Source organism: Candidatus Soleaferrea massiliensis AP7, from assembly GCF_000820765.1.
In the GTDB taxonomy this organism is placed as follows: Bacteria; Bacillota; Clostridia; order Oscillospirales; family Ruminococcaceae; genus Soleaferrea; species Soleaferrea massiliensis.
This window is the reverse complement of record NZ_CCYH01000048.1, coordinates 64,489-74,787: the sequence shown is the minus strand read 5'-3', so window position 1 is coordinate 74,787 and position 10,299 is coordinate 64,489. Positions and strand designations below refer to the sequence as shown.

Below are 10,299 nucleotides of genomic sequence, written 5' to 3'. Positions count from 1 at the left end.
AAAGGGAACCGTAACATTACGTTCCTTTTCTTTTTTGTACAGACATCATGCGGCCGAATGGTTAAAAGAGTAGGAGAATAGTACCAAATAAAATATAGTAGTTTTATTCCGGCAGCAATTGCAGCATAGCAGTTTTGATGTTTTTTCAGAATGGATATAGCAAAATATATCTTTAAAAATGTAAGAGGATTTACCGTTTTAACCTGGCAAACGGTCACATCGTTCTTCAAAGTAAATGAGGAGTCTTATACTGCCTGTTGCCGCCGGGATAGTGAATATTTGTTATCATGTAGTGAGGCCGTCATCTGTTGTCATCCAACGGTAGAATCGGGAAAGAACATTCCGCAGGCTATTGGCATCCATGCTGTTCTTTCTCCTGCAATTCCAGCAGCTGCATGATTTGACTTTCGACAAACCTCTTGTATTTGTCGTCCAGCTGTTCATACTTTGTCGTGATCTGCGAAACCATATTGGCGGATTCATTCAGAGCGCTCAAATCGTCGTTGCCGTCATCGGTCAGCCAGTGCTTATCAACATGATACATCAAAGATACACAGTTGACGAACACAGGGGTCGGTGTGACGTTTCCCAGCTCAATATTTGCCAGATTTCCGCGGGAGACGCCGATGGAGGCTGCAAACTCTGCCTGTGTCATGTTGTTGGCTTTACGAAGCAGCTTCAGCTTTTCAGAAAATTTCATAGAAGTATCACCTCAGCAGTTATACTACCATCTAGAAATGTTTATGTCAATACAAAATGATTAAAAATAAGCAAAATATTCAGAAAATGAGTATTGACACAAGCAAGAAGAGATGCTATATTGTACATGAAAAAGCAAATATCGTCGATAATTGTAATGTTACAAACAATGGAGGTGATGGCATATGAAATCCCAAACGGTTAAAACAGCAGGTGAAATTGCATCCCTTGCAGACCAGCTGACGCCAAATGATCAGTCCTATGTATTGAACACCATCAATGCCCTGCTGTATACCCAACAGACCGAACCATATCAGAAAAAAGAAGGGCAGACGCCGCATGACAAAGGCGGCTGAGCTTGGCGGAGCAAGAGAAAAATTGAAGCAGATGGAAGTAAAAGATAAGGGATTTATCTGGAGGGATAAAATCTCTGAGGGGGTATATCATGGCACTGTATATGATTGCTGTCTGTCAAAATGCAATGGCAAAGGATGCGGTTTTGTCCTATCTGGGTCAAAAGTTGTCTGCATATCGGGTCAGGACAAAGACGAACACCAAAACCGGCGCGGTTGAGGTGCGGGTGAAAACCTGTTTGGAGGAGATGTCAACCCGGTATATGAATGATATCGCCGCGATTCCCATGGTGAAGCAATCCATTCTAATCCGTCACTGCAATCCGATCTATAAAAAAATAAAGGGAATCAAGATTGAAAAAGCGTATTGATTTATCGAAAAGATCCGTCAGGAAATATCCGATTCAGCTGAAAAGCATGCTCCAGTTAAATTGGCAGATTCCGAAGAACAGGGAGCACACGGCTGCTGATGTGCTCCTGTGTGTATTGAAAAAACCGCCGCAAGGCGGCTTTTTTGTTGTAATAGGGAACGATGAAAATGTTGGGCAATTGGAAGAAGCGATACAGCAAATAGAATGGACTTGTTTCGATCGCAGAAGAATTGGTTCGGAAGACAGTGCATGTATACGATGTGGAGTCTTGCGGTGAGTTCCATATGGACTGTGAGACAGATGGAAAAAATGTTATCCCGCAGAAATTTTGTTTTGGATACTTTGGATGAGAGGGAGAACACGCTCTTTTTTGACAAATATCATCAACCCGGGTAAATTTACATGTATAAATCCTTGAAATTAGATTGCCGTTTTATGAATTGCATGATATAATAAAACCAATCATATCGACCGGATGCCTATCGGAACGACACAACCATCCGGCGAAAAGACAAGGAGGTTTCATATGGAAAACAAACAACCACAACAGAAGACGAGCGCATTGGCGCTGCTCCCGTTCCTGATTTTCATCGCGATTTATCTTGGAGCGGGCATTTTTATGACGGTACAGGGACAGGAGATGGCATTCTACCAGTTCCCATCCGTTGTGGCGATTTTCATTGCGGTGCTGGTTGCGTTCTGTCTGAAAAAGGGCTCGATCAATGAGAAATTTGCGGTCTTTGCAAGGGGCGCGGGCAATGAGAACATCATCACGATGCTGGTTATCTTTGTGCTGGCCGGCGCGTTCTCCGCGGTGGCGGGCGCGACCGGCGGCGTCGACGCCGTCGTCAATCTGGGCCTTTCCCTGGTTCCGGCACAGTTCATCACGGCCGGCGTATTCGTCATTTCAGCTTTTTTAGGCGTTGCGACCGGTACGTCGATGGGAACCATCGGCGCCATCGTCCCGATTGCGCTGGGCGTCGCGGATAAGGCGGGCCTCAATCTTCCGCTTGTCATCGCGGCCTGTGTGGGCGGCGCCATGTTCGGAGACAACCTGTCGATGATCTCCGATACGACGATTTCAGCGACCAGGACGCAGGGCTGCGAGCTGCGCGACAAGTTCAAGGTGAACTTTATGATTGCGCTTCCGGCGGCGGTTCTGACCATCATCCTGCTGCTGGTGTTCGGCGCGCCGGTTGAAGCCGTACCGCTGGAAAACCTCACGTTTGACATCGTCAAGGTGATCCCGTACCTGCTGGTGCTTGTTCTGGCGCTCTGCGGCATGAACGTCTTCCTGGTGCTGACCATCGGCATCTTTTCAGCCGGCATCATCGGGCTGGGCGCCGGGGATTTGACCATCTTTACCTTCGCGCAGAATATCTGGGACGGTTTTAAAAACATGAACGAGGTGTTCTTCCTGTCCTTCTTCATCGGCGGCCTGGCGGCGCTGACCGCGCATTACGGCGGCATCAACTGGCTGATCGGCAAGGTGCGCAAGCTCATCCGCGGACCGAAATCCGCGCAGCTCGGCATGGCGGGCCTTGTTTCGGTGGCGGATCTGGCGGTGGCCAACAACACGGTGGCCATCATCATCACCGGGCCGATCGCAAAGGATATCAGCCGGGAATACAAGGTCGACCCGCGGCGCAGCGCGTCGATTCTCGATATCTTCTCCTGTGTGTTCCAGGGCATTGTGCCGTACGGCGCGCAGCTTCTGCTGGTGGGCAGTTTGACAGCCGGCGCGCTGAGTCCGGTGGATGTCCTGCCGTTCCTGTGGTATCAGCAGCTTCTGGCGGTCTTTGCGATACTTTCGATCTTCCTGCCGTTTGCCGACTGGACCTACAAAAAGGACCCGTGGAACTGGGAATACGATGTGGCGCAGTCCGGCGTCGAAGCGAAAAAACTGATCGAACAGGAGACTGCCGAATGACGGCGGTCTGTTGACTGAAATAGTTGAAGGGTACCTGCATCCAATACGACAATCCCAGGAGATGCTGTCATATGGAAGAAGGTGCTTCTTCGAAAAAGTGGCTGTGAGAGAGCGGATTCACCGCTCTCTCACAGCCTTTTTGCAGGGTGTCCCGTTTGTGTATAGCAGCTCACTGTGAATGGGTTCCGGGGAGATCCGGTAAAAAAGCCCTCCAGCATCCTTTTACAAAAGGGATCAATAGCATGATGCGCGCCGCTTCCGGCCGGGTTCGCTGCGGCCGGCACAACGAATTTACCACGCAATCCGTCGTGCGGCGTCACATCTATCAGATTTTTGTATGGGGATGATCGGATAAACGCAAAATAAAGCAGAGACAGACAAGCGAATAAGAGCCGTGTTGTGATATGCTTGTAACAAAGGAGGTGCTCATGATGCACGCATGGGAACAAATACAAATCACCCTGGACTATATAGAGGAGCATTTAGGGCAGGAACTGCGCATCGAACATCTGGCCGGGATGGCGGGGCTTTCCCCGTTCTATTATCAGCGGCTGTTTTCGCGGCTGGTGAGAAAACCGGTCGCCCAATACATCAAACTGCGCCGGATGGCAAAGGCGGCTGATATCCTGGGGCAGACACAGGAACGGATTCTGGATGCGGCGCTGGAGCTTGGATTTTCATCCCACGAACAGTTCACTCGTATTTTCAAGGACACCTTCGGCATGACGCCGCAGGCGTACCGCCAGTCCCCCCGGCCGCTCAACCGCATGACAAAGCCGCAGCTGCTGCTGAACTATACGGTCGTCGATGAGGATGTGCCGCTGATCACCGACGGCATCGTTCTGGAAATCACGAGAAAAAAGCTTGCCAAACCGGAATTCTACATCGGTATAGAACAGAAGGTGCCGAACAGCTTTGTGGAAGGACTCGGCGTTGAGTCTGGAATCGACCCTCTGGACACGGTTTGGAGGACCTTTCACAGCCGAAAAGAAGAAATCCCCAATCTGATCCCACACGGCGACGAATTGGGGGCGGCGTATCCCGGCAGCGAAGAGGGATATTTCTGTTATTTCGCAGGTGCGGCGGCGCGGTCCGCTTCTGCGGTTCAGCCGTTTAAAAGCTGGGAGCTGCCGGCGGGAGAATATCTGGTCTGCACCTTTGAAGCCGAGGACTTCGAAACGCTGGTCATGGACGCGCTTTACAAGGCGCACCGGTATCTGTTTGACACGTGGCTTCCCGGTCACGGTCTGCGCACGTGTCCTTTTTCGGCGGAACGGTATCAAAGCCATGACCACGATACGACAGGCATGGAGATCTGGCTGAAGCTGCTGTCATCATGAAAAGGCCCTGTAAACCGATGTGATCGGTTCACAGGGCCTTGAGAGACATCTGTTTGTACATCATGGCTGAAAATAGGAATCGTCAGGGATATGGAAAGGATCGTCAGCAGATATATGCGATATGCGCTTCGGGAAGCTTTCGGGCCAGCTGTTCTCTGAAAAACTGTTCAGCGGGTTCGCGATGCTCCTGCCGGTAGCGGTATTTTCCGCGTCCGCCGCCGATCATCTGTTCTGCGCTGTACAGCTCGACCGCGTTTGGAAATGCGTCCTGGTTGATGGCGCGGTGCACATAGCTGTAGGTCATCAGGATGATTTCTATGGGAAGGCTTTTGCGGGTTTTGCCGCTGAGCGTATCGGCAAGCTGGTCGATCAGCTCGCCGTACAGCGTTTTCCAGCCGTCAAGCAGGATGACCGGCGCGATCAGCAGCCCGGCCGGATAGCCCGCTTCCGCCATGCGGTTGAGCGCGGATATCCTCTTTTCGAGCGGCGATGTGCCCAGCTCGACACGGCGGATGATCTCGTTCGGATTCACGCTCATCCGAAAGATGGTTTTGCCGCGGTGGTCGAGGGATAACAGCGGTTCCACCATATCAAATTTGGTTGGGAAGGTGAGCTGTCCGCGGCCTTCCTTCGCGAATGCCGGAATGACCTGCTCCAGATTCTGTGTCACGGTGTTTTCCAAAAGCAGGTCGCTGTTGCTGCCGATCTCGAAAACGCAGGGCGAACCGGTTTTATGGGATGTGCGTATCAGCCGGTCGAGCATCTGCTCCCGGTTGACAAACAGGCGCAGATAGGAGCATTTGTTGTAGTTGCAGACCAGGTAGCAGTACAGGCACATCGCGCTGCAGCCCGACGATGTGAAGGGGACAAGGTAATCCGAAATCTTCTGGTTTTCGACATACCGATGGGTTTTGCGTGTGCCGATGATCAGGTACTGCTTCATCCGGGCAAAATCCCGGTTGTCCCTTGCGGTCAGTTCCGGGATGCGGTTGTGGCTTTCGATGGGGATCCACGGCAGGGATTTGTACTGTTCCCGCAGCTGTTTGCCAAGCGGATAATTGAGACTGTCCGGCTCATAGTAGACGGTTGTGAATGTCATGAGTGACACCTCCGCCTTTAGTATGAGCTTATTCGAAGGGGATATCCAAAGCGCCGGCGGTCATCCCGATTTTCAGGCCGAGGATGAATCCGCTCCGGAATCCATCGCAGGCGGCGCTGTCAATCAATCGGTCCTTTTCGTCAAGGATGCGCAGCAGCAGAACGCGCTTAGGTCTTTCCATGCCTTCCCGGATCAGCAGACAGTTCTGTTCCAGATTGTCGGTGCTCTTTTGAGGCCGCATTGCTTTTTCGGCGATGTGTTCGATGACATCCATGAAATACCTCTTTTCTCAAACGTTTTGACCATCATACCATATCTGAAAACAGAAAGATAGAATCACCGTAGTATCAGGGTGTTGTCAAAAGCGCATGAAAAGTAGGCTGTGGATAAAAATAATAAAAAAAGAATCAAAACATGCAGAAAAAACCGTACCATCCATGCTGAAAGTTGAAAAATGGATGGTACGGTTTGATATATCCGGATATGGATTTTGGAATTTGAAAGATATTGACTGATGACGAAGTACCATACGGCTCACCGCATCACGGCGGTCTGGACGATGGTTATGTTTTCGGCGCCACCTGATGCTGCTGCGCGAACATCGCCATATGCTTTCGCAGCAGCTCCAACGCTTCCGCTTCCTTTTCAGGATGCCCCTCGCAGTCGTGGAACAGCAGGAAAAACGGCGCGTAGAATTCGACTGCCAGAAGCTGCGGATCGTTTTGATGAAAGTATCCGCGCTCCATCATACCCGCAAACAGGCCGGACTGGAAGCGCAGCACCTCCTCGATGAAGAAGCGGCGGTAGGTTTTGCCCGCCTCGCTGCTGTGGAACTGCTCGATGGTCACCATGCGCCGGAAACGCGCGGCATAGTCGTCCTTGAGCCAGTACAGAAAGGTCAGCTCCCCGATTCTGGACAGGGTTTCCAGGCCGATGCTTCCATAATCCTCAACCATCTGTGCGGTGTCGCCGGACGGCATAAACATCCGCTTGGTCGCCTGGTCATAGTTTTCCTGCATCCGCTGCAGCAGGGCGTCAAAGATGCCCTGCTTGCCGCTGAAATGCTTGTAGATGGCGCTCTCCCGGATGCCGACCCTGCCGGCGATTTCCCGCACCGATACGCCGTCGTAGCCGCGCTTGGAAAACAGTGTGAGTGCTTCCTCGAGTATCCGTTCCTTGGTGTTCCTGACGGGCATAGTTTCCTCCTAGCTTTTCTGGGACAGGATGGCCTCGACGCGTTCCTTCTGCTCAAACAGCGCACATCCGCCGAGATGCGCTTCGCTTGCCAGATTCGCCTCTCTCAGCCGCCCGAAGAACGGCGAGCGCAGCGCCTCCAGCAGCGTGCGGTCCCGCAGGCTGAGGTCGGAATACGGCGCGAACGGGCAGGCCTCGGCATCCCCGTACGGACCGATGTGGAAGAAGCCGCGACCGGCCGCAAGGCAGCCGCCCATCTGCGCTTCGTCTCCCGGAAACGACAGAAACAGCACCGAGGGGAATGCCTTTCTCAGCATCTCCTGTCTGATGTTCAATTGTGTTCGTTCAAGCTCGGTGAACGCGAGCGGTCTGGTCGCTTCATCCACCGGGACATATTCGATAAAGAGCGCGGCCCGGCAGCCGAGCGCCTTTAACTGTACAAAGAATGACGGATCTGTCACGGCATCCAGATTGCGGATCGTCACCGTGATGGACACGCCGTAAAGAATGCCGCGCGCATGCATCCGCCGCATACTCGCCTGCAGCCGTTCATAGGTGCCGGCTCCGCGGCGTGCATCCGTCTGAGCCGCGCCGCCCTCCAGGCTCAGGATCGGAATCAGGTTGCGGTGCTGCTCGAACAGGTCCAGCAGCCCGCCGCTGAGCATCGTGCCGTTGGTAAAGACCGGGAAGACCGTTTCGGGATGCTGTGCGGCCTTTTCCAGAACATCCTGCCGCAGCAGCGGCTCTCCGCCGGCCAGCAGATGGAAGCCGACGCCGAGTTCAGACGCCTGCGAGAAGATGCGCTCCCATTCCCCGGCGCGCAGCGGCTCCCGCGAAGGATGCTCCTGGCAAGTGCCGTTTGCGCGCGCATAGCAGCCGTGGCAGTGCAGGTTGCAGGCGTGTGTGATGCTGGAAATGAGAAACGCCGGCACATGCAGGCCCTCCCGCTGAAGCTGGGCCCGCCTGGCCGAGGCTTTCCGGCTGTGTCTGCGGAATTGCAGCAGGAAAGCCGTTTCCCGCGGATTGGACAGTGTGTTTTTCAGTACATCCGATACGATCTGTTCGATCGCCTGGTTCATATAGCTTGTCAGGGTGCTGTTATCCATATCATGGCCCTCTTTCTCAATAAGTTAACGATCGTTCACCACTATTATAGTGAACAACTGTTCACCTGTCAAGAGGGAAATGATAGAATGTGCGGACAGCATCGCCAATTTATGAAACCGTATGTATAAGCACGGGCCGTTCTGCCCTGTCAGAACGGCCCGTGCTGATGTCAGGAACCATCCCTGACGCTGGCCGGTTTGTTTTCCGTACATGCTGATGACCGGAAGGCACATCTGCGTTGATGTGCCGGACATCGTTGTTTAGACAAGATTTTGCATGCTGACGGTGAAAAGTTCGTTCAGGAGGGTTGGAATACCATTGGGAATACCCCTTGCAACAGGTCGGTTCTATGGATGCTGCACGGAAAGAACGATCAAAAACGCCGGTCAGGCAGATCAATCCTGTAAGGCGGCCTTGTAAAGCTCTCCTTTTCGGAAGCCGGTTTCTTTGGCCACCTGCCTGGCAGCTTCGGAAACGGAGTCGCCCGCTTCGATGTGCCGGTGCACGAGCTGGACCGCGTCCGCAAGCGCCATCTGTTCGGCGGGCTTCGGCTTTGCGCCCTCCACGACCAGCACGAATTCCCCCTTGGGCGGGGTTTCCTGATAGCAGAGGATGCTTTCGCTGAGCGTGGTGCAGACGGTCTGCTCGTGCAGCTTGGTGAGCTCGCGGGAGATCGATATCTTCCGGTCGCCGAGGATTTTCAGAAGGTCTTCGAGCGTGGTGCGCAGCTTGTGCGGCGCTTCGTAAAAGATCAGCGTGTGCGTATCCTCCTTGATGCTCTCCAGATGCTCGTAGCGGTTCTTGCGGTTTACGCTCAGGAAGCCTTCGAACATAAAGCGGGAGGTCACAAGGCCGCTGACCGCAAGCGCGCTGATGACCGCGGAGGGGCCGGGAACCGCCTGTACCTCGACGCCGTTTTCACGGCAGAGCCGCACGAGGTCTTCGCCCGGGTCGGAGATGCACGGCATCCCGGCGTCGGTCACGATGGCGCAGGCTTCGCCCGACAGCAGCCGTGCGACGATTTCGGCGCCGCGCTCCTTTTTGTTGTGCTCATGGTAGGATACCAAGGTCTTCTTAATGCCGAAATGGTTCAGCAGTTTGAGGGAGACCCTGGTATCCTCGGCGGCGATGAAGTCCACCGCCCCAAGCACCTCGGCGGCGCGCGGCGAGAGATCGCCCAGATTTCCAATCGGTGTGCCCACCACATAGAGGGTGCCGCTTCGGATGGTCTGTTGCATGATGGCTTGTCCTCCGATCTGTCAATTTTCAGGAACAGGATATGAAAAAAGCGCATGACCGCTTCCGTATGCCATCGCATCGAAAGAGCGGTTTGTCTTCCGGCCGGGAATTGCATCCGCTGTTCGAATGCGTCCCCGACCTGAAACTGGATATTTCCGCCGGTCTCGTCAATAATAGGTCGTCTATGCCGCTGTTAGAACTCACTGACATGCCCGCGCTTGATCGCGCCGAAGATACGGCTGGTCACGCCCGGATGGGATTGCTCCAACTCGTTCAGAAATTCCTTGGTCCACTGCCGTTCGGTGTGCCCGTCGGCCGGGCAGCGGCTTTTGACGACCGGCAGATGGTTGCGGTTCACCGCGCTGACAATCTCTTTCTCCGGCACATAGACCATCGGCCGGATGAGCGTCAGATCCTTGCGCGACAGATAGGATTTCGGCGAGAAGCAGCCGACCCGCCCTTCGTTGAACAGGTTCATCAAAAAGGTCTCGGTCACATCGTTGTAATGGTGTCCCAGAGCGATCTTGTTGCAGCCGTGCTCCTTTGCGAGGTCGTGCAGGGAACCGCGGCGCATCCGCGCGCACAGGCTGCAGGGGTTCTTCTCCTTGCGGACGCCAAAGATGATGTCGCCGATCTCGCTGCGCTTGATCAGATATGGGACATCCAGCTCTTCGCAGAGCCGTTCGATGGAGGAAAAATCGGTCGGCGAGCCATCCATCTGCATGTCCAGCGTGACGGCGGTCAGCCGGTAGCCGATGCCGATGAACCGCCGCAGCCGGGACAGTCCGACCAGAAGCGCGACCGAATCCTTGCCGCCGCTGACGCCGACCGCGATGTGGTCCCCGTCTTCGATCAGCTCATAATCCAGAATCGCCTTGCGCATATATCCAAGTAAAGCTTGCATCGTGTTCTCCTTCGGTACGCAGATATGCGTTGTTCACTGCTCCTATTGTACTAAAAAAGCATC

12 protein-coding genes are annotated in these 10,299 nt (G+C 53.8%); 5 read left to right on the top strand and 7 right to left on the bottom strand.

The annotated features are described in order from the left end of the window. Window positions 1-349: 349 nt before the first annotated feature. Complete coding sequence (locus BN348_RS12670; protein ID WP_040198413.1) at window positions 350-700, bottom strand: helix-turn-helix domain-containing protein; 351 nt, start codon at window positions 698-700, stop codon at window positions 350-352. A gap of 184 nt (window positions 701-884) precedes the next feature. Between BN348_RS12670 and BN348_RS13995 the strand changes: the two genes are divergently transcribed. From BN348_RS13995 to BN348_RS12650, 5 genes are all read left to right on the top strand, one after another. Further along, window positions 885-1,055, top strand: coding sequence for a hypothetical protein (locus BN348_RS13995; RefSeq protein ID WP_156136521.1), 171 nt, complete (start codon window positions 885-887; stop codon window positions 1,053-1,055). Window positions 1,056-1,144: 89 nt separating this feature from the next. Continuing rightward, the gene (locus BN348_RS12665; protein ID WP_040198411.1) at window positions 1,145-1,423 is read left to right on the top strand and encodes a hypothetical protein; all 279 of its coding nucleotides are present in this window, start codon (window positions 1,145-1,147) and stop codon (window positions 1,421-1,423) included. Continuing rightward, window positions 1,407-1,700 (top strand): hypothetical protein, encoded by a 294-nt coding sequence (locus BN348_RS14110; protein WP_040198410.1) that lies wholly within the window; start codon window positions 1,407-1,409, stop codon window positions 1,698-1,700. The genes BN348_RS12665 and BN348_RS14110 overlap by 17 nt, the downstream gene beginning before the upstream one ends. A 249-nt stretch (window positions 1,701-1,949) precedes the next feature. Further along, on the top strand, window positions 1,950-3,353 hold the full coding sequence (locus tag BN348_RS12655; protein ID WP_052446931.1) for a Na+/H+ antiporter NhaC family protein: 1,404 nt from the start codon (window positions 1,950-1,952) through the stop codon (window positions 3,351-3,353). Between the two features lie 428 nt (window positions 3,354-3,781). Beyond that, a complete protein-coding gene (locus tag BN348_RS12650; protein WP_242844352.1) occupies window positions 3,782-4,693 on the top strand; it encodes an AraC family transcriptional regulator in 912 nt (303 codons plus the stop codon). Window positions 4,694-4,796: 103 nt separating this feature from the next. Here BN348_RS12650 and BN348_RS12645 read toward each other — a convergent pair whose 3' ends face one another. The 6 genes from BN348_RS12645 to BN348_RS12620 all read right to left on the bottom strand — a co-directional run bounded on the left by BN348_RS12645 (window position 4,797) and on the right by BN348_RS12620 (window position 10,236). Further along, window positions 4,797-5,792 (bottom strand): SPL family radical SAM protein, encoded by a 996-nt coding sequence (locus tag BN348_RS12645; RefSeq protein WP_040198408.1) that lies wholly within the window; start codon window positions 5,790-5,792, stop codon window positions 4,797-4,799. Between the two features lie 28 nt (window positions 5,793-5,820). Beyond that, window positions 5,821-6,066 (bottom strand): hypothetical protein, encoded by a 246-nt coding sequence (locus BN348_RS12640; RefSeq protein WP_040198407.1) that lies wholly within the window; start codon window positions 6,064-6,066, stop codon window positions 5,821-5,823. Window positions 6,067-6,355: 289 nt separating this feature from the next. Further along, a complete protein-coding gene (locus BN348_RS12635; protein WP_040198406.1) occupies window positions 6,356-6,988 on the bottom strand; it encodes a TetR/AcrR family transcriptional regulator in 633 nt (210 codons plus the stop codon). A 9-nt stretch (window positions 6,989-6,997) separates the two neighbouring features. Then, window positions 6,998-8,092: a radical SAM/SPASM domain-containing protein gene (locus tag BN348_RS12630; RefSeq protein ID WP_040198405.1), complete on the bottom strand. Its 1,095-nt coding sequence runs from the start codon at window positions 8,090-8,092 to the stop codon at window positions 6,998-7,000. 396 nt (window positions 8,093-8,488) lie between these two features. After that, complete coding sequence (gene rsmI / locus BN348_RS12625; RefSeq protein WP_040198404.1) at window positions 8,489-9,331, bottom strand: 16S rRNA (cytidine(1402)-2'-O)-methyltransferase; 843 nt, start codon at window positions 9,329-9,331, stop codon at window positions 8,489-8,491. A gap of 194 nt (window positions 9,332-9,525) precedes the next feature. After that, entirely contained in the window at window positions 9,526-10,236 is a 711-nt protein-coding gene (locus BN348_RS12620; protein ID WP_040198403.1) for a tRNA 2-thiocytidine biosynthesis TtcA family protein, read from the bottom strand. Window positions 10,237-10,299 lie beyond the last annotated feature (63 nt).

Coding starts and splice junctions, on each gene's coding strand:
- BN348_RS12670 (WP_040198413.1), bottom strand. CDS start 700: ATGAAATTTTCTGAAAAGCTGAAGCTGCTTCGTAAAGCCAACAACATG.
- BN348_RS13995 (WP_156136521.1), top strand. CDS start 885: ATGAAATCCCAAACGGTTAAAACAGCAGGTGAAATTGCATCCCTTGCA.
- BN348_RS12665 (WP_040198411.1), top strand. CDS start 1,145: ATGGCACTGTATATGATTGCTGTCTGTCAAAATGCAATGGCAAAGGAT.
- BN348_RS12655 (WP_052446931.1), top strand. CDS start 1,950: ATGGAAAACAAACAACCACAACAGAAGACGAGCGCATTGGCGCTGCTC.
- BN348_RS12650 (WP_242844352.1), top strand. CDS start 3,782: ATGATGCACGCATGGGAACAAATACAAATCACCCTGGACTATATAGAG.
- BN348_RS12645 (WP_040198408.1), bottom strand. CDS start 5,792: ATGACATTCACAACCGTCTACTATGAGCCGGACAGTCTCAATTATCCG.
- BN348_RS12640 (WP_040198407.1), bottom strand. CDS start 6,066: ATGGATGTCATCGAACACATCGCCGAAAAAGCAATGCGGCCTCAAAAG.
- BN348_RS12635 (WP_040198406.1), bottom strand. CDS start 6,988: ATGCCCGTCAGGAACACCAAGGAACGGATACTCGAGGAAGCACTCACA.
- BN348_RS12630 (WP_040198405.1), bottom strand. CDS start 8,092: ATGGATAACAGCACCCTGACAAGCTATATGAACCAGGCGATCGAACAG.
- rsmI (WP_040198404.1), bottom strand. CDS start 9,331: ATGCAACAGACCATCCGAAGCGGCACCCTCTATGTGGTGGGCACACCG.
- BN348_RS12620 (WP_040198403.1), bottom strand. CDS start 10,236: ATGCAAGCTTTACTTGGATATATGCGCAAGGCGATTCTGGATTATGAG.